Raw genomic sequence first — 17,882 nt, 5'->3', positions numbered from 1 at the left:
TTCCCCGGCCGACGGCGGCCTGAACCGGGAGGAGAGGCGATGCCGCCGAAGAACCAGATGGACAGCAGGGTCGCGGCGCTGGAAGCCCGGCTGGCCGCGCTCGAACACGACCGGACCGTGCTGGACCAGGTGCACCGCCGCGCGGTGACGATCGACCTCAACCTCACCCGACTGCTGCGGCACTTCAAACTCCTGGGCGCCTCGGACAAGGCGGTTGACCAGGCGCTCAGCGGTGATCGGCGGCCTCGTTCGGCGCCGCGGTCACCCAGGCGAGCCGCAAAACGAGATTGATCACGGAACGTGTCCTAGGCTCACCGCTCGTGAATGAGGGGAACTTCCAGGAGCTGCTGGCGGCGGGCATCACCGCGGCCGAGCACGCGGCCGACCACTGGCAGGCCGAGGGCGACCGCTGGGCCACCTACGACTTCGCGGCCGCGCTGCCCGAACTGCCGAATCTCGCCGAGGGCCGGGCTCGCGGCGCGGCCGCCCGCCCGGTCACCGACGCCGACCTCACCGCGCTGCAGGCCGACCTGCGCTCGGCGGCGAACCGGGCCTATGCGATCGCCGGGCACTACCGGCGCAACCTGGCCGAGATGGCCAAGCTGGCACGGGAGTACTTCGGGCCCGGCTGGCCAACCGCGCTCGGGATCGAGCTGAAACCCGCCACGGGCGACTGAGCACCCACTTCCCGGCGTCGGCGCCACCAGCACCGAATACCGCTCGGTCATGCCGCTCGCACAGCAGCCGAACCCGATGCGAAATCAGGGTCCTACTTCGCGATCACCCGGCCCTTATACGGGCTATGACGCGGCTGGGGCTTGACCTGGCCGGTCGGCGCCTCATCCTCGGCAGCAGTACGCGCGGTTTCCCCGGCGGTCCCAGCAGCCTCGTCAGGCGCTTCCGCCGCGAGGGCAAACGAGTCCCGCGGCTGGGGCTTCACTTCTGTCGGGTCCGCTTGTTCGGCCTGCACATCCGGGTTGACGTCGGCCCCGGTAGCAGTGAGCTTGCTTCTCCACGTCCCCTTGGTCTCGTGCTCATGTCCCACCATCGTCAGCTCCTCTCGCTCGACTCCCCAATCCAGTCTTGAGACACAACGCAGGCGGTGAACAGGGCCGGAAACCGCATTCCGCCGACACGAGGGACACCCGATCCGGGCATACCAAAACTGGCGTCGAGCCCTCGCCAAGCCCTTCAACCGGTCCCCTTAGGACTCCCAAACCGGGGTTCGCAAACAGGTTCTAAGAGATCAGTTCGGTATGAGTTTGCGAAGGCAGATGACTGAGCAGGTGAGGCTGAGGATGGCTTGTTGGGAGATCGGCACAGCGTTCGGCGCGGATGTGGAGTCGTTTTGAAGCCTCGTAACCAGGCGAAGGTGCGCTTCACGGGCCAGCGTATGGTGCTCAGCCCGGACCCGTGCTCGGCGCTGCGGCGGCGCGATCATCAGGTAATGCCGACGTCATCGTGGTGCCCGCCGGTGAGGGTGATGGCCAGTGGGATGCCGGTGCCATCGGTGATCAGGTGGTACTTGGAACCGGGTTTGCGCCGGTCGACTGGGCTGGGGCCGGTGTGCGCTCCGCTTTGAGCGCGCGCAGGTGGGCCGAGTCCACGATCGCGTGGGCCGACTCTAGTCGTCCGGCCGCGCGCAGTTCGGTAAGAAGGCGCTCTATAGCGGAACCGTCGCTGCCGAACCGGAATCAGCGGTGCAAGCCTGGAACATCGTGCGGCATCAGCAAAACTGACACGCCGACTCATTCCGAACTGACCTCCTAAGCGCGGGGTTCGTGGAGGGGTTCGGGTTTGCTGGTGTAGGTGCCGCCGGTGGGGGTGGTGATGGTAATGCTGCCGTCGGGCTCGGCCTCGAATCGCCAGCCCGGCTCGTCTTTGAGGTAGTGGTGGCGTTCGCACCAGCCGCCAAGGTTGGTTTTGTCGGTGGTGCCGCCTTTGGCCCAGTCTTGGGTGTGGTCGATATCGCCTGCCTGCGCCGGTCGGTTACAACCCGGTGCTCGGCATTCGCGGTCGCGTAGCCGGATGTAGCGGTCGAGGGCTGCGGGTGGGCGGTAGCGGGTGCGGCCGATGTCGGCCGGGAGCCCGGTGATGGGGTCGGTGACGATTCGGCGCCAGGTGGAGTCTTTGCTGTGGGCGATGTCGCGGGCGATGGTGGCGGGGATGGGGCCGTATCCGGCGAGTTGGGCGGGGTCGTTGTTGAGTCCGGCCAGGGTTTGCAGGTCGACGTAGACGTAGATGTCGGCTTTGGGGTCGCTGTGGGTGGTGCCGAGGCAGCGTTCGATCAGGATGTCGCTGCGTAACTGGTCCAGGGTGCGCGGTTCGTCTTTGGTTTTGCGTTTGCGGGCTTCGCGGTCGATGCTGTGGTAGGCGGCGCCGCCCTTTTCGGCCGGAACATCGGCGATCAGGGTGCTCATGCCGTGGTCTTGGTGGATCAACTGCAGTTGCCGGTCGGCGCGCTTGGCTTTGCACCGTGCCTCATATCCCGCCTTGTCGACTTTGGCGATCCAGTAGTTCGCCATCTTGCGCAGCGAAGAGGGGTTCTTGTCCTTCAAGCGTTCCGCCATGATGGCATCGACTTCGCGGGCTTTCTCGTCGCTCAAGTACGCTGTGGGATCGGCGATCTTGGCGGCTTTCTCCTCGTCGATCACCCCGCCCTCCATGGCCTTCAAGGTCTCGGGCAGCCGTGTGGTGAGCGTCCGCGCGAGCGCCACCTTCTTCGCCGACTTGTGTTCTGTCAGATTCAGTATCCAGGCGACTTCGACGGGCACACCACGGGATCTTCCTTGCAGGTTGTCCAATTCTGCAATGGCTCTCAACTGCCGGGCCTGTGCCTTCGCGATCACCTCCCCTTCCGATTGAATAATGTCTTTCAGGTCTGCGAGTCTGGTATTTGTTTCCACATCTTTCATTTTATCGAAAATGGAAGGTCAACGCCATCTCGAATGGGTGGATCGGGTACGCCGAAGGCGTGCTACGTTCGTGTTCGACCCGGTAACACGAACACGAAACGGATCCTCACCCAGCAATGAACTGGACCACCCGCACCGAAACCAGTGCCGACATCCCCGCCATCCGCGAAATCGTCCTGGCGGCCTTCGAGACCTCGGAGGAGGCCGACCTCGTCGACGCCCTGCGCGCCGACGAGGCCTGGATCGACGGCCTGTCAATCGTCGCCACGAACCAGGAAGGCACACCCGTCGGGCACGCGCTGCTGACTCGTTGCCATATCGGCGAAACGCCGGCACTGTGCCTTGCTCCCTGCGCCGTCCTCCCGGAATACCAGAAGACCGGCGCCGGTTCCGCGGCCATCCGCGCGGCACTCCGGGCGGCCAAGGACAAGGGCGGATTCTTCGTCACCGTGCTCGGGCACCCGACCTATTACCCGAGGTTCGGATTCACTCGCGCCTCCGAACACGGCATCGGGCTGACCATCGACGTCCCGGATGAGGCCATGATGGCCCTCACCCTGGACTCCGGCCACCCGCTGCCCAGCGGCACCGTTCGCTACGCCGCGCCATTCGGCATCTAGCCGCGGAAACTAGTTCGCCGGATCGACGCGTTCGAGCAGCAGGCGGGCCGCGTTGACCACCAACCGGCACACGGTGTCCGGGTCGGCGCTCGCCAGCGGCTCCTTCTCGGCGATGTCCCGGATCAGGCCGATCCCCAGGACCCAGGCCAGAACCAGGTCCGCGCGCAGGTCCGCGTCCACGGAATCGGTCAGCCCGGCGAGCGCCTTCGTGTACTCCTCGCCGACCTGCCGCCGGATCGCCGCGGCGGCGCTGTCGTTGCCGGTGGAGCGCAGCAACGTCTCGAGCGCGTGGGATCGCCGTTCCGCGGTGAGCATGCCGCGCAGGGTGTCCTCGAGGAGCCGTTCCGGGGCGGACTGCGCGAGCCGTTCCCGCCCGCGGCGAGCCATCACCTCTTCGAACAACGCTTCCTTGGAGCCGAAATAGCGGAACAGCAGCGCCTGGTTGACCTCCGCGCGCCGGGCGATCTCACGCACGGTCGTCCGGTCGAAACCCCGCTCGGCGAACAGGGTCGAGGCGGCGTCGAGCAACGCCTGCCTGGTCGCGGCCGAGTCGCGTCGGCGTGGCTGCTGTTCTTCGCTCACCGGATACCTCCAACGCGCACACGGTATCCCTTTCGACCGAAAGGGTGCTTTCGGTGACGGGATTGACGCCGGACGTGACCGGTTCTACGTTGTAAGCAGGTGCTTACAAACGACAAGGGGGTCGCTCGGCGATGACCACCACGCACACCGAACCCGTCGCGTATCCGTTCAACGAGGCCGAAGGTCTCGATCTCGACCAGGCATACGCCGCGGCCCGCGCAGCCGACGGGATGATCCGGGTCAAGCTGCCCTACGGGGAACCGGCCTGGCTCGCCACCCGGTACGCCGACGCCCGCCTGGTCCTCGGCGACCGGCGCTTCAGCCGCGCGCTGGCGAACGAGCACGACGCGCCGCGCTCTTCCGCGGCCCAGCGCACCAGCGGCATCCTGGCGATGGACCCGCCCGACCACACCCGGCTCCGCACCTTGGTGGCGAAGGCGTTCACCATGCACCGCGTCGAGCGGCTGCGGCCGCGCGTCCGGGAACTGGCCCAGGGGCTGCTCGACGAGATGGCCGCCGCCGGCCCGCCGGTGGACCTGGTGGAGAACTACGCGCTGCCGATCCCGGTCGCGGTGATCTGCGAGCTGCTCGGCGTGCCGACCGAGGACCGGGCCCAGTTCCGGGTGTGGAGCGACGCGGCCCTGTCCACCAGCGGGCTGACCGTCGAGGAGTTCGAGCGGAACCAGGAAGAACTGCGCGCCTACATGGCCGGGCTCATCGCGCAGCACCGCGAACAACCCGCGGACGACCTGATGACCGCGCTGATCGAGGCACGCGACGTGCACGACCGGTTGTCCGAACTCGAACTCGTGGACCTGTGCGTGGGAATCCTGGTGGCCGGGCACGAAACCACCGCCACCCAGATCCCCAACTTCGTGTACGTGCTGCTCGAGCACCCCGATCAGCTCGCCCGGTTGCGCGCGGACCCCGCCCTGGTCGCGAGCGCGGTCGAGGAACTGCTCCGGTTCGTGCCGCTCGGCGCCGGTGCGTCCTTCCCGCGTTACGCGACCGAGGACATCGAGGTCGGCGGCGTGCTGGTCCGGGCGGGGGAACCCGTGCTGGTCGCGGTCGGCGCGGCGAACCGGGACGCGCTGCGCTTCGGCGAGGCGGACGAACTGCGCATCGACCGCGACGGGAACCAGCACCTCGGCTTCGGGCACGGAGTGCACCACTGCCTCGGCGCGCCGCTGGCCCGGCTGGAACTGCAGGAGGCGCTCGGCGCGTTGCTGGCACGCTTCCCCGACCTGCGGCTCGCCGGAGACATCGTCTGGAAGAAGCAATTGCTCGTCCGTGGCCCGCGGACGATGCCGGTAGGATGGTAGGCATGACCTGGCGAATCGAGGTCGACGAGAACACGTGCATCGCCTCGGGCATGTGCGCGGCGCTCGCCCCCGAGTTCTTCGAACTGGAAGGCGACCACGCCCGCCCGCTTTCCGGCGAGGTCGAGCCGGACGAGATCGTGCTCGATGCCGCGGACTCCTGCCCCGCCATGGCGATCACCGTGCGCGAGGGCGAAGAGGTGCTCGGTCCGCGGCCCTGATCGGTCCGGATTGGACGGTCCTGCCGATAATCGGCGGATGGACGTCCGCGAGCTGACCTGGTTCACCACGCTGGCCGAGACCGAGCACGTGACCGAGGCGGCGGCCGCGCTGAACATCGCGCAGCCCACCCTGTCCCGGGCCATCGCCCGGCTGGAGCGGCGCCTGGGCACCCCGCTGTTCGACCGCACCGGTCACCGGTTGCGGCTCAACTCCTACGGCCAGGTGTTCCAGGCGCACGCGTTGCGCGCACTGGACGAGCTGTCGGCCGCCGAACACCGGATCGCCACGCTGATCGATCCCGAACAGGGGACGGTGGCGCTGGCGTTCCTGCACTCGTTCGGCACCTGGCTCATCCCGGACCTGATCCGCGGTTACCGCGAACGCGTGCCCAAGGCGCATTTCCTGCTGCGCGGCGACGCGGCGGACGTGATCCTCGCGGATCTGCGCCGCGGCCACGTCGATCTGATCGTCACCAGCCCGGAGCCCGGTGGCGAGGACGTGCTGTGGACGCCGATCGAAGTGGAGCAGCTCTGCGTCGCGGTGCCGTCCGGGCACCCGCTGGCCCGCCGCAAACGCGTGTCGCTGGCCGAACTCGCCGACGCCGACTTCATCGCGCTGCGCTCGGAGTTCGGGCTGCGGCAGACCGCCGACCAGCTCTGCCGCCGAGCCGGGTTCACGCCGCGCATCACCTTCGAGAGCACCGAACTGGCGACCGTGCAGGGACTGGTCTCGGCCGGGCTGGGGGTCGCGATCATGCCTCCGCCGCGCAGCGCTTCGGTGCCCGGCGGGCCGGTCTACCTGCGCCTGTCCGATCCCGAGGCGCACCGCACCGTGGGCGTGGCCACACTCGCCGCGCGGCACCAGGCGCCCGCGGTCGAGCGGTTCCACGAATTCGTGAGGTCGTGGCCGGGGTAGCGCCCAGTTCATGCACGTGGCGCATGAACGCAGGTAAGACTGGTCATTTTACGTATGACCGCGGCGAGGGCAGGGTGAGCGGTAGAGATCATCGAGGAGGACGACATGGGCTGGCAGGGCAGGTACTTCGAGGACTTCGTGGTCGGGGACGTGTACCGCCATCCGCTCGGGCGCACGGTGACCGAGACCGACAACTCCTGGCTCACTCTGCTCACGCAGAACACCGCGCCGCTGCACTTCGACCGGCACTACGCGGGGCAGACCGAATGGGGCAAACCGCTGGTCGACTCCACGTTCACGCTGGCCCTGGTGACCGGGCAGAGCGTCACCGACATCTCCCAGCACGTGATGGCCAACCTCGGCTGGGACCGGGTCCGGCTGCCGAATCCGGTCTTCGAAGGCGACACCATCTACTCGCAGTCCGAGGTGCTCAGCGCGCGGGAGTCGAAGTCCCGGCCCGAGGTCGGCGTGGTCGAGGTGCGGACCATCGGCTTCAACCAGCGCGGCACGATCGTGATCACCTTCGAGCGCACGCTGCTGGTGTACCGGCGCGGGCACGGCCCGGAGTTCGCGAGCGTGGAACCGGTGTGGGACGAGCGGTCCCGGCGGGCCGCGGGCCTCGACGAAGGCGAGGGGAAGTGAAGCCCGAGGCCGCGCGGTCGCTGCTGTTCGTCCCCGGGAACCGCGCGGACCGGTTCGGCAAGGCCGCGGCCAGCGGCGCCGATCTGGTGCTGTGCGATCTGGAGGACGCGGTCGCGCCGCCGGACAAGGAAAGCGCCCGCGCCGAGGTCGCCGCCTGGGCCGCCGGACACCCGGCGGCCGTGCGGATCAACGCGGCGGACACCCCGTGGTACGACGACGATCTGGCCGTGCTGGCCGAGGCTCCCGGGCTGGCGGCCGTGGTGCTGCCCAAGGCGGACAGCATTCCCGCGCTGCGCGCCACGATCGCCCGGCTGCCGGACGGCGTGGCCCTGTTCGCCCTGCTGGAAAGCGCGCGGGGCGTGCGGGACGCCGACCAGATCGCCGAACTGCCCGGCGTGACCCGGCTGGTGTTCGGCAACGTCGACTTCGGACTCGACACCGGCGTCACGGTGACCGACGCGGCCGAACGGGAGTTGCTGTACGCCCGGTCCCGGCTGGTGGTCGCCTCCCGCGCGGCGGGACTGGCCGCACCGGTCGACGGGGTGACCACCGACCTGTATGACGTCGCCCTCACCCGGGACGCGGCTCGCGCTGCGCGCAACCTGGGCTTCGGCGGCAAACTGTGCTTGCACCCCAAGCAGGTCGACGCGGTCAACGCGGCGTTCAGCCCGGACGAGGAGGAACTGCGCTGGGCCCGGCGCGTGCTGGAGGCCGCCGAGGAGTCCGGTGGCGCCGCGGTGCGGGTGGACGGCGAGATGATCGACAAACCGCGCGTGGAACTCGCGCGCAGGCTGCTCGGAGGCTTCGGTGGCGAATAGCGTTTCCCTGGATCACCCGAACGAACCCGCCGACGTGCTCGAGCACATCCCGCCCGGCGCGGACGTGATCGTGCCGATCCAGCTCGGCGAGCCGGTGACCCTGCTGGACACCCTCGAAGCGCATGCGGAATCACTCGAAGGTGTGCACATCCACCGCATGGACCCGTACCTGCGCCGCCGGTACATCGACGGCGAGTTCCCGGGACGCCTGGAGCACGTCGACTACTTTCTCGGCGCGGGTTCGCGCGAGGCGTTCTGGGCCGGTCACTGCGATCTGGTGCCCAACCACTTCAGCGAGATGCCGCTGCTGCTGCGGAGTTCGACGAAGTGCACGATCGCGCTCGCCGCGGCCAGCCCGCCCGACGAGCACGGCTACTTCAGCCTCGGCACGAACGCCGACTACACCGCGGCCTTCATCGGGGAGATCCCGTTCTTCCTCGAGGTCAACGAGCACATGCCGCGGACGTTCGGCCACAACCAGCTGCACATCAGCCAGATCGCGGGCTGGTGCCGGGCCGACCGGCCGCTGCACGAGGTACCGCCCGCGAAACCCGACGATCGCGATCACCGGATCGCGGCGTCCATCGCCGAGCGGATTCCCGATGGCGCCTGCCTGCAGATCGGGGTCGGGCGCGTCCCGAACGCGCTGCTGGCTTCGCTGCGCGATCACCGGCACCTGGGCCTGCACACCGAGGCGATCTCCGACGGGGTGCTGGACCTGGTGACGAGCGGCGCGCTGACCGGCACCCGGAAGCGGCAGCAGCGCAACAAGCACGTGGCCACCTTCGCGGTGGGCACGAAACGGTTGTTCGACTGGCTCGACGACAACACCGCGGTGACCATGGAGCCCGTGGACTGGGTGAACGATCCGCGCGTGGTCGCGAACGAACCGAACTTCGTGTCGATCAACGCCACCAGCGAGGTCGACCTGATGGGGCAGGCGGCCAGCGAGACGATCGGCGGCCGGTACTGGTCGTCCTCGGGCGGGCAGGCCGATTTCGCGCGCGGGGCGATGTACTCGCCGGGCGGGCAGGCGTTCCTGGTGCTGCACTCGGCGACCAGCGACGGCCGCAGCCGGATCAACCCGCGGCTCACCCCGGGCAGCGTGGTGACCACGTTGAAGAACACCGTGGACCACGTCGTCACCGAATACGGGGTGGCCGAACTGCGGGGGAGAAGCCTCGCGAAACGGGCGGAGTCGCTGATCGCGATCGCCCACCCGGAACACCGGGACCGGCTGACCGCCGAGGCCCGGAAGGCCGGACTGCTGCACTGAGCGGTCCGAGAAAGGAATTTCTATGACAACCGTCGCCGACCAGCTCATCGAGGTGCTCATCCAGGCGGGGGTGCGCCGGATCTACGGCGTGGTGGGGGACAGCCTCAACCCGGTCGTGGACGCGATCCGCCGCAGCGGGGGCTCGGCCAAGGGCGGGATCGACTGGGTCCACGTGCGCAACGAGGAGGCCGGGGCGTTCGCGGCCGCGGCCGAGGCGCAGCTGACCGGGCGGCTCGCGGTGTGCGCGGGGAGTTGCGGGCCGGGCAACCTGCACCTGCTGCAGGGGTTGTACGACGCGCACCGCTCCGGCGCGCCGGTGCTGGCGATCGCGTCGCACATCCCGGCCGCGCAGATCGGCACCGGCTTCTTCCAGGAGACGCACCCCGAGCGGCTGTTCGCCGAATGCTCGCACTACTGCGAACTGGTCAGCCAGCCCGAGCAGATGCCGCGGATCGCGCGGATCGCGGTGCAGAACGCGGTCGGCCGCCGGGGCGGCGCGGTGATCGTGCTGCCCGGCGATGTCGCGCACGAGAACGCGGTCCGGCCCACCGGGACCAGCGGCATCCTCGGCACCCCGCCCGCGATCCTGCCCGCCGACTCGGACGTCGAGGCCCTGGTGGAGCGCATCGAGCGGGCCGAGAAGGTCATGATCATGGCCGGTGCGGGCTGCCGCGACGCGCACGACGAGGTCATCCAGCTCGCCGAACTGATCGGCGCACCGGTCGGGCATTCCTTGCGGGGCAAGGAGTTCATCCAGTACGACAATCCGTTCGACGTCGGCATGAGCGGGCTGCTCGGCTACGGCGCCTGCTACGACGCGATGCACGCCGCCGATCTGGTGCTGCTGCTCGGCACCGACTTCCCGTACGACAACTTCCTGCCGCAGGCCCACACCGTGCAGGTGGACGTCGATCCGGCGCGGATGGGGCGGCGGACCGCGCTGGAGTTCGGCGTGCTCGGCGATGTCGGCGCGACCATCCGCGCGGTGCTCCCGCGCCTGCGCCGCAAGGAGAATCGCGCCTTCCTGCACGAGATGCTGCACAAGCACGAACGCAGCCTGCAGCGCGTGGTCGACGCCTACACGAACAACGTCGAGCGGCACGTGCCGATCCACCCGGAGTACGCGGCGGACATCCTGGACGAGGAGGCGGCCGCGGACGCGGTGTTCACCGTGGACACCGGGATGTGCAACGTGTGGTCGGCGCGGTACGTCACGCCGAACGGCCGCCGCCGGTTGCTGGGTTCGTTCGTGCACGGGAGCATGGCCAACGCGTTGCCGCACGCGATCGGCGCGCAGGCGGCCGACCGGGATCGCCAGGTGATCGCGATGGCGGGCGACGGCGGCCTGGCCATGCTGATGGGCGAGCTGCTCACGTTGAAGACCCACGCGCTGCCGGTGAAGGTGGTGGTGTTCAACAACTCCTCGCTCGGCATGGTGAAGCTGGAGATGCTCGTCGACGGTCTCCCGGAGTACGGGACCGACCACGACAAGGTCGATTTCGCCGCGATCGCCCGCGGGGCCGGTATTCATGCGCGGCGGGTGGAGAATCCCGGTGACGTGCGGGACGCGGTCAAGGAACTGCTCGCGCACGACGGCCCGGCGCTGCTCGACGTCGTCACCGATCCGAACGCGCTGTCGATCCCGCCGAACATCACCGCGGCCCAGGTGAAGGGTTTCGCGCTCGCGGTCAGCCGGACCGTGCTGAGCGGCGGGGTGGGCAAGATGCTCCAGCTCGCGAAGTCCAACCTGCGCAACGTGCCGCGCCTCTAGTGCCGAGCCGTGTCATGAGGGGACCCCTCCTGACGAAATTTGTCCGGAGGGGTCCCCTCAGGAAAGCACCCCGCGTTCGGTGACCACGGCGGTGATCAGTTCCGCCGGGGTCACGTCGAACGCGGGGTTGAACACCGGTGCGCCTTCCGGGGCGATCGGCTCGCCGGAGATGTGGGTGACCTCGTCGGCGGGGCGCTCCTCGAGCACGATCGACGACCCGTCCGGCAGCGAGGTGTCCACTGTGGACCACGGGGCGACCACGACGAACGGGATCCTGTGCCGGGCGGCCGCGATCGCCAGCCCGTACGTGCCGATTTTGTTCGCCACGTCCCCGTTGGTGGCGATCCGGTCCGCGCCGACGAGCACGCAGTCCACCATCCCGCGCGCCATCGCCAGCGCGGCGGCGGAATCGGGCAGGATCCGGTACGGGACGCCCGCTTCGGCGAGTTCCCAGGCGGTGAGGCGGGCGCCCTGGAGCAGCGGCCGGGTCTCGTCGGCGAGGACGTAGTCGACGTGGCCGGCGGTGTGCAGGTGCCAGACCACCCCGAGGGCGGTGCCCCAGGCCACGGTCGCCAGGCGGCCGGCGTTGCAGTGGGTGAGCAGGCGCAGCGGCCGCCGCGGGCAGCGCTCGAGCACCAGTTCGGCGGCGTGGCCGGAGGCGAGCCGGTTCACGTTCTCGTCCTCGTCCAGGATCGCCTGGGCCTCGGCGAGGACGGCCTCGGCGCTCTCGGGCAGTGCGGACAGGGCCCGGCTGACGCCCCAGCTCAGGTTGACCGCGGTCGGGCGCGCGCGGGCCACCCGTTCGGCCTGCGCGCGCACCTTGGTCAGATCCGGCCAGTGGTGGCGGGCGGCGAGCGCGGTGCCGAGTGCCCCGGCGGCGCCGAGCGCGGGCGCGCCCCGCACGGCGAGCCGCTGGATCGCGTCGACGAGTTCGTCGACCGTGCCGAGTCGCAGGGTTCGGTAGGCGCCGGGCAGCGCGACCTGATCCACGATCACGATGGCGCCGTCGTCCCAGTCAATAGTCCGTCGCACGATTCCAGCCTAGGTCGCATGATGGCCAGGTGACGATCAAGCGACACAATCCCGCGGAACTGCACACCACACCCGGCTACCACCACGTGACCACCGTCGAGGCCCAGCGGCTGGTCTTCCTCGCCGGGCAATGCCCCCTCGCGGCCGACGGTTCGGTGGTCGCCGGTGACCTGGCGGCCCAGGTCGACCAGGTGGTCGCCAACACCGCTGCCGCCCTGCGCTCGGCCGGGGCGACCCCGGACGACGTGGTCCGCACGGTCATCTACGTGGCCAGCGCGGACCAGGCCGAGCTGGCCGCGGTCTGGACCAGGCTGACCGAGTCGCCGATCGGCGCCGCGTTCTCCACCGCGAGCACCCTGCTCGGTGTGGCCCAGCTCGGCTACCCGGACCAGCGCGTCGAACTCGACGTGACCGCCGCCCTGCCCTGACCCCGGGCACCCGTTCCCGAAAGTGCGCGCACTTTCGGGAACGGGGGCGCTCACAACCCGGCGAGCAGGTCCGTTTCGGTGATGCCGGGGCCCTGGCCCTCGCGGATGAACCATTCGATGCCGAAGGCGCCCCGGAACGCCTCGTCCGGCATGGCGAGGAAGAACGACTGCTCGCTGATCTGGCTGGCGTGCGCCCGCATCGCGTTGCGCTTGTGCTCGAGATACCCGGTCACGTCCACCGCGGCGGTGATCATCGACTCGGGTTTGCCGAACTGCTCGACATCGGGCAGTTCGTAGTCGGCTTCGCCCTCCCGTTCGGCGTACTCCTGCTGACCCCGCCGCATCTGGTCGCGGTTCATCGTGTTCTGGTAGACGCGCGGGGTCCCGGCCAGTTCGGCCGCGCGCACGCCCACCCGGTGCACCTGGATGTGGTCGGGATGCCCGTAGCCCCCGTTGTCGTCGTAGATGGTCAGCACGTCCGCCTGCTCCTCGCGCAGGATCGCGGCGAGCCGCTCCGCCGCCTCCTCGACCGGCGCGGTCCAGAACGAACCCGGCAGGTCGTTGGTCGGCTCGCCCATCATCCCGGAATCGGTGTACCCCAGGAATTCCACTCGCTTCGCGCCGAGGATCTCCGCGGAGGCATGCGTTTCGGCGACGCGCCGCTGCCAGAGTTCCTCCCCGTCGGACAGGAAACCGTCGGGCACCTCGCCGTGTTCGCCGCGGGTCGCCACCACGAGCACGACGCGGTGACCCTCCTCGAACGCCTTGCGCATGACGCCCCCGCAGCCGATGCACTCGTCGTCGGGGTGCGCGTGAAAAGACACCAATGTGGCCATGCCCTGACATTACGCGAAAAAACCGCTCAATCGCGTTCGCCGAGTTGGCGCCGCAGCTCGGCGACCTGGGCGGTGAGCCGGTCCACGGCGTGCTCGAGGCGGGCCACCCGGGCCTCGGTGTGCGGTTCGAACCGGACCCGCTCGCCGGGCAGCGGCGGGGACACCCCGTCGAGCGCCTCCTCGTGCAGCCGTTCGCGGTCGATCTCCGATTCGGTGAGGATCCGCGCCGCGATCCCCTCGTCCTGCATGGCGATCGCGGCCAGGATGTGCCCGTCGGCGATGAAGCCGTGCTGGGCCCGCAGCGCCTCCCGCAGCGACAGCTCGAGCAGCTTCTTCGCCTCCGCGGTGAACGGCATGTGGCTCGGCGACTCGTGTTCCCCGGGCGGGGCGAGCCGCCGGATCCGGTCCAGGACCTCCGCCGGCGCCAACCCGCTCGGCTGCGGGCGGCCGGCCTGCTCACGCTGGGTGAGCACCCCGAGCAGGAGGTGTTCTGCCCCGATGTAACCGTGCCCGAGGGCACGCGCCTGCTCCTGCGCCAGCACCACCACCCGGCGCGCGGTATCGGTGAACCGCTCGAACATCGGCTCAGGATGACAGCCGGCGTACCGGAAACCGACCGCTGAACGGGCAGTGCTCAGCGCCCGAGCGCACGGCTGAGCACATCGGCGACCAGGGCGGCCTGGCTGCCGTCCGGGTCGAGATCCGGATCGAACACGGTCAGCTCGAGTCCGGCCGCACCGGGTATCGCGAGCACCCCGCGCAGCAACGAGACCAGCGTGTCCGGGTCGAGGCCGCCGGGATCGGGACTGTCCACTGCGGAAACGAACGACGGATCGAGCACGTCGATGTCGACGTGCACCCAGAAGCCGTCGAGTTCCTCCCGGCCGAGCACTTCGCTGGCCACGGCCAGCGCGGCCGCGGGACCGGTCGCCATGATCGACTGGCTGGTGACCGTGCGGATCCCGGCTTCGGCGGTCTGGAACGACTCCTCCTCGCGCACGCCGAGCAGCACGACGTCCGCGTCCCGGACATAGGGTGCGCGCCCCGCCAAGGCGACCAGATCGACCGCGCCGCGCCCGGTGAGCAGCGCGAGGCATTCGCCCGCCGCGGCGCCGACGTGCGGGGAATTGCCGAGGTGCCGGAAGTCGTCGTGACCATCCAGATACGCCACCCCGTACCGGCCGCGGCGGCGCAGGGCGAGCCCGGCGCCCAGCACGATCGCGCAGTCCCCGCCGAGCACCACCGGAAAGCCGCCGCTCGCGTGGATCCGGTCGAGGCGTTCGGCGAGCCGCACGGTGTACTCGGCGAGGGCCGCCGCGTTGCGCACGCCGTCCCCCGGCGACCAGGTGGCCAGGTAGCGCGGCGGGGTCACCACACCGGCGTCGGTCGCGCCGAGCCGGGCGAGCAGTCCGGTGTCGCGCAACGCGCCCGGCGCCTTGTAACAGCCCGGCACCGCGTCCTCGGCGGGCGGGCGCAGGCCCAGATTGGACGGTGCGTCGAGGAGGACGAGTTCGCGTGCCGGTGACCCCATGCCGCGCAGCGTATCCGTTCCCACTGGCCTGGCGGGGAGATCGGTTCTCAACGCCTGTCTTGACCCCGAGAGCAGGCCACCGCGTGTTCTCGGTCCCCTCGGCCGCCGAGCCAGGACCACAGGGACCGACCAGGTAATTTGGTTGCCCTGACGTTCGGAGGTGTCCATGTCCGGCCGTACCAAGTACATCCTCGACGAGTCCGAACTCGCGGCGCGGTGGCACAACCTCGTGCCGGACCTGCCGGAGCCCTCTCCGCCGCCGCTGTACCGCGCACATCGGCTGGAGAAGGCACCGGGCACCCCGGCTCGGAATCACTCCGAATACGAGCGCGTCTCGCCGGCCGGTCTGCGCGGCTGATGCGCGCGTGGCGGGTCGAGCGGCCGGGGCCCATCGGCTCCGGGCCGCTCCGGATGTCCGAGGAACGGGTACTGGCGCCGGGGCCGGGTGACCTGCTGATCAGGGTGCTCGCGTGCGGGGTGTGCCGGACCGATCTGCACGTGACCGAGGGTGATCTGCCGGTGCACCTGGCCGGGGTGGTGCCGGGGCACGAGGTGGTCGGCGAGGTGGCGGTCGAGGCGGCCGGGTTCGCCGTCGGCGAGCGGGTGGGCATCGCCTGGCTGCGGCACACCTGCGGCCGGTGCCGGTACTGCGAGCGCGGCGCGGAGAACCTGTGCCCGCACTCGCGGTACACCGGCTGGGACGACGACGGCGGATACGCCGACTACGCCGTGGTTCCGGCGGCCTACGCCTACCGGCTGCCCGGCGGCTACTCCGAGGTCGAACTGGCGCCACTGCTGTGCGCGGGGATCATCGGCTACCGTGCGTTGCGCCGGGCGCGGCTGCCCCGCGGCGGGCGGCTGGGGATCTTCGGTTTCGGCGGGAGCGCGCACCTGACCGCGCAGATCGCGATCGCGGAGGGGGCCGAGGTGCACGTGTTCACCCGGAGCACGATGGCCCAGGAACTCGCCTTGGAGCTGGGTGCCGCATCCGCGCGGAGCGCCGCGGAAATCGAGCCGGGCGGCCTGGATTCGGCGATCCTGTTCGCCCCGGTCGGTGAACTGGTGCCCGCGGTGCTGGAATCGCTCGACCGGGGCGGCACGTGCGCGGTGGCCGGGATTCATCTGTCCGACATCCCGATCCTGAATTACCAGCGGCATTTGTTCCAGGAACGGGAGATCCGCAGCGTCACCGCGAACACCCGCGACGACGGCCGCGCATTTCTCGACTTCGCCGCCGGGCACCGGCTGCGGGTGAGCACAATGCCTTATCCGCTTTCGCACGCGGACAAGGCATTGGCCGATCTCGCGGCGGATCGGGTCAACGGCGCCGCGGTGCTCATTCCGTGAGCGCGCCGACCCGATCGACGGCTCACCTTTCTTCGACGTGGTAACTGGAGACTTCGGCGGGAGTGAGCAGTTCGCCGTCGCATTTCGCGTAGGAGGGGCCGAAGCCGTACGGAACCCACGCGCCCGGCTGGGACCAGTGCCAGCCGCCCGCCGCGCAGTGCGCGACCACGCGGTAGGAATAGGGCGGATACATCGGGTAGGCGCAGTACACCGCTATCCCCTGGCCGCCGATAAAATACGAGTGGTTCGCGCTGCAGCCGAGCGGCGGGAGCCGCTGCTCCGCCGAGGCCGGAGTGGTGATCAAGAAAAGCAGGGAAAGAAAACCGACCGCTACACCCGTTATTCGTCTTCGCATGACACTCTCCGAAGGATGGGTTATGGCGATCGTCAGCGTAGAAAACCACAAGAATTAATGGCAATTCATCGGCCAAGTGACGATCAATCGCTCGCCGTCACCTGCGCTGCTCCGTTTGAGGGAGCCCGGACACATCCAGGGTGAAGACGTTTCATGATCGCTACCGTCGGGTGTCTTGGTCCCGGAACAGCCGCCGCGCGATGATCTCGCGTTGCACCTCGGAGGCGCCCTCGTAGATGCGCGGCGCCCGGACCTCCCGGTACAGGTGCTCCAGGATGTGGCCCTGCTCCAGCGCCCGTGCGCCGTGCACCTGGATCGCCACGTCCACCACCCGCTGCGCGGTCTCGGTGGCGAACAGCTTCGCCATGGCCGCCGCGGACGCCACGTCCGGCGCGCCCGAGTCGTAGGCGGTCGCGGCCTGGTGCACCAGCAGCCGGGCCGCCTGCAACTGGGTCGCCACGTCGGCGAGCTGGTGCGAAACGCCCTGGAACTCCCGCAGCGGTTTCCCGAACGCCTTCCGGGTCGACACGTGCGTGACGGCGGCGTCCAGCGCGGCCTGGCCCATCCCCACCGCGAACGCGCCGACGCTCGGCCGGAACCGGTTCAGCGTGGTCATCGCGACCCGCATCCCGCCGTCGACCTCGCCGAGCACGTTCTCCCGGGGCACGAACACGCCGTCGAACCGCAACCGGCCGATCGGATGCGGGGCGAGCAGGGAAAGGCGAGAACCGGACAAACCCCGCGCCGACCGGGGCACGCAGAACGCGGTGATGCCCCGGGCGCCCGCGTCCTCGGTGGTGCGGGCGAACACCGAGTACACGTCGGCGTCCGGGGCGTTGGAGATGTAGACCTTCTCGCCGTCGAGCCGGTAACCGTCGCCGTCCGGGGTGGCCGACAGCGCGAGCGAGGCCACGTCCGAGCCCGCTTCCGGTTCGGTGAGGGCGAATCCGGCCACCGCGACCCCGGCGGCCACCTGCGGAATCCACTCCGCCACCACGGAAGCGTGCCCGGCGGTGAGGATCGGGTACGCGCCCAGGCCCTGCAGGGCGAGCGCGGTCTCCGCCTCGGTGCAGTGCCGCGCCAGGCCCTCCCGCAGCAGGCACAGGTCCAGCGCCGAGCCGGGCCGGTAGCCGTCCTCGGCGTTGCCGCCGAACAGTTCGGCGAGCAGCCCGCATTCGGCCAGCCCGGCCAGCAGCGGCCGGTTCACCCGGCCTTCCTGCACCGCCTTGGCCAGCGGGACCAGCTTGACCGCGATCTCTTCGATCTCGGGCAG

General features: G+C 69.8%; 21 protein-coding genes and 1 pseudogene. 13 read left to right on the top strand and 9 right to left on the bottom strand.

What is annotated here, in order from left to right; translation table 11 throughout:
• Nucleotides 1–39: 39 nt before the first annotated feature.
• Both FXO23_RS24860 and FXO23_RS24855 read left to right on the top strand, forming a co-directional pair.
• Nucleotides 40–291, top strand: coding sequence for a hypothetical protein (locus FXO23_RS24860; RefSeq protein ID WP_158887830.1), 252 nt, complete (start codon nt 40–42; stop codon nt 289–291).
• A 29-nt stretch (nt 292–320) separates the two neighbouring features.
• Nucleotides 321–677, top strand: a complete 357-nt coding sequence (locus tag FXO23_RS24855; protein ID WP_158887829.1) for a hypothetical protein — start codon at nt 321–323, stop codon at nt 675–677.
• Nucleotides 678–769: 92 nt separating this feature from the next.
• Here FXO23_RS24855 and FXO23_RS24850 read toward each other — a convergent pair whose 3' ends face one another.
• Nucleotides 770–1,048: a hypothetical protein gene (locus tag FXO23_RS24850; protein ID WP_158887828.1), complete on the bottom strand. Its 279-nt coding sequence runs from the start codon at nt 1,046–1,048 to the stop codon at nt 770–772.
• Between the two features lie 718 nt (nt 1,049–1,766).
• Entirely contained in the window at nt 1,767–2,915 is a 1,149-nt protein-coding gene (locus FXO23_RS24845) for an HNH endonuclease (RefSeq protein ID WP_158887827.1), read from the bottom strand.
• A gap of 116 nt (nt 2,916–3,031) precedes the next feature.
• Between FXO23_RS24845 and FXO23_RS24840 the strand changes: the two genes are divergently transcribed.
• The gene (locus FXO23_RS24840) at nt 3,032–3,535 is read left to right on the top strand and encodes a GNAT family N-acetyltransferase (RefSeq protein ID WP_158887826.1); all 504 of its coding nucleotides are present in this window, start codon (nt 3,032–3,034) and stop codon (nt 3,533–3,535) included.
• 9 nt (nt 3,536–3,544) lie between these two features.
• Here FXO23_RS24840 and FXO23_RS24835 read toward each other — a convergent pair whose 3' ends face one another.
• Nucleotides 3,545–4,117, bottom strand: coding sequence for a TetR/AcrR family transcriptional regulator (locus FXO23_RS24835; protein ID WP_158887825.1), 573 nt, complete (start codon nt 4,115–4,117; stop codon nt 3,545–3,547).
• A 131-nt stretch (nt 4,118–4,248) separates the two neighbouring features.
• Here FXO23_RS24835 and FXO23_RS24830 point away from each other — a divergent pair, with 131 nt between their 5' ends.
• The 7 genes from FXO23_RS24830 to FXO23_RS24800 all read left to right on the top strand — a co-directional run bounded on the left by FXO23_RS24830 (nt 4,249) and on the right by FXO23_RS24800 (nt 11,080).
• Nucleotides 4,249–5,439 (top strand): cytochrome P450, encoded by a 1,191-nt coding sequence (locus FXO23_RS24830; protein ID WP_158887824.1) that lies wholly within the window; start codon nt 4,249–4,251, stop codon nt 5,437–5,439.
• A gap of 2 nt (nt 5,440–5,441) precedes the next feature.
• Complete coding sequence (locus FXO23_RS24825) at nt 5,442–5,657, top strand: ferredoxin (protein ID WP_179956867.1); 216 nt, start codon at nt 5,442–5,444, stop codon at nt 5,655–5,657.
• Nucleotides 5,658–5,694: 37 nt separating this feature from the next.
• Nucleotides 5,695–6,573: a LysR family transcriptional regulator gene (locus FXO23_RS24820; protein ID WP_158887822.1), complete on the top strand. Its 879-nt coding sequence runs from the start codon at nt 5,695–5,697 to the stop codon at nt 6,571–6,573.
• Between the two features lie 105 nt (nt 6,574–6,678).
• Nucleotides 6,679–7,215, top strand: a complete 537-nt coding sequence (locus FXO23_RS24815; protein ID WP_218952137.1) for a MaoC family dehydratase — start codon at nt 6,679–6,681, stop codon at nt 7,213–7,215.
• A complete protein-coding gene (locus FXO23_RS24810) occupies nt 7,212–8,033 on the top strand; it encodes an HpcH/HpaI aldolase/citrate lyase family protein (protein WP_218952136.1) in 822 nt (273 codons plus the stop codon). Before FXO23_RS24815 ends, FXO23_RS24810 begins: the two co-directional genes overlap by 4 nt.
• Nucleotides 8,023–9,309, top strand: a complete 1,287-nt coding sequence (locus tag FXO23_RS24805; protein WP_158887821.1) for an acetyl-CoA hydrolase/transferase family protein — start codon at nt 8,023–8,025, stop codon at nt 9,307–9,309. Before FXO23_RS24810 ends, FXO23_RS24805 begins: the two co-directional genes overlap by 11 nt.
• Nucleotides 9,310–9,331: 22 nt before the next feature.
• Nucleotides 9,332–11,080 (top strand): pyruvate dehydrogenase, encoded by a 1,749-nt coding sequence (locus FXO23_RS24800; protein WP_158887820.1) that lies wholly within the window; start codon nt 9,332–9,334, stop codon nt 11,078–11,080.
• Between the two features lie 57 nt (nt 11,081–11,137).
• Here FXO23_RS24800 and mtnA read toward each other — a convergent pair whose 3' ends face one another.
• The gene (mtnA, locus tag FXO23_RS24795) at nt 11,138–12,112 is read right to left on the bottom strand and encodes an S-methyl-5-thioribose-1-phosphate isomerase (protein WP_158887819.1); all 975 of its coding nucleotides are present in this window, start codon (nt 12,110–12,112) and stop codon (nt 11,138–11,140) included.
• A gap of 29 nt (nt 12,113–12,141) precedes the next feature.
• On the opposite strand from mtnA, the gene FXO23_RS24790 reads away from it, so the two are divergent.
• Nucleotides 12,142–12,540: a RidA family protein gene (locus FXO23_RS24790; RefSeq protein WP_158887818.1), complete on the top strand. Its 399-nt coding sequence runs from the start codon at nt 12,142–12,144 to the stop codon at nt 12,538–12,540.
• Nucleotides 12,541–12,590: 50 nt separating this feature from the next.
• On the opposite strand, the gene FXO23_RS24785 is transcribed toward FXO23_RS24790, so the two are convergent.
• From FXO23_RS24785 to FXO23_RS24775, 3 genes are read right to left on the bottom strand one after another with little or no spacing between them, the layout of a single operon-like run.
• Complete coding sequence (locus FXO23_RS24785) at nt 12,591–13,376, bottom strand: PIG-L family deacetylase (RefSeq protein ID WP_158887817.1); 786 nt, start codon at nt 13,374–13,376, stop codon at nt 12,591–12,593.
• 26 nt (nt 13,377–13,402) lie between these two features.
• Entirely contained in the window at nt 13,403–13,957 is a 555-nt protein-coding gene (locus tag FXO23_RS24780) for a Clp protease N-terminal domain-containing protein (RefSeq protein ID WP_158887816.1), read from the bottom strand.
• A 53-nt stretch (nt 13,958–14,010) separates the two neighbouring features.
• Complete coding sequence (locus tag FXO23_RS24775; protein ID WP_158887815.1) at nt 14,011–14,907, bottom strand: arginase family protein; 897 nt, start codon at nt 14,905–14,907, stop codon at nt 14,011–14,013.
• 166 nt (nt 14,908–15,073) lie between these two features.
• Between FXO23_RS24775 and FXO23_RS24770 the strand changes: the two are divergent.
• Both FXO23_RS24770 and FXO23_RS24765 read left to right on the top strand, forming a co-directional pair.
• Nucleotides 15,074–15,253 (top strand): annotated as a pseudogene (locus FXO23_RS24770) (TrpB-like pyridoxal phosphate-dependent enzyme); the annotation flags it as partial.
• An 11-nt stretch (nt 15,254–15,264) separates the two neighbouring features.
• Nucleotides 15,265–16,254, top strand: a complete 990-nt coding sequence (locus FXO23_RS24765) for a zinc-binding alcohol dehydrogenase family protein (protein ID WP_158887814.1) — start codon at nt 15,265–15,267, stop codon at nt 16,252–16,254.
• Between the two features lie 22 nt (nt 16,255–16,276).
• Here the strand turns inward: FXO23_RS24765 and FXO23_RS24760 are convergent, their stop codons facing one another.
• A complete protein-coding gene (locus FXO23_RS24760) occupies nt 16,277–16,558 on the bottom strand; it encodes a hypothetical protein (RefSeq protein ID WP_158887813.1) in 282 nt (93 codons plus the stop codon).
• A gap of 211 nt (nt 16,559–16,769) precedes the next feature.
• The gene (locus FXO23_RS24755) at nt 16,770–17,882 is read right to left on the bottom strand and encodes an acyl-CoA dehydrogenase family protein (protein WP_246257772.1); all 1,113 of its coding nucleotides are present in this window, start codon (nt 17,880–17,882) and stop codon (nt 16,770–16,772) included.

Origin of the sequence: Amycolatopsis anabasis (assembly GCF_009765355.1) — a bacterium.
Lineage (GTDB): Bacteria > Actinomycetota > Actinomycetes > Mycobacteriales > Pseudonocardiaceae > Amycolatopsis > Amycolatopsis anabasis.
This window is presented reverse-complemented; position numbering and strand designations above follow the sequence as displayed.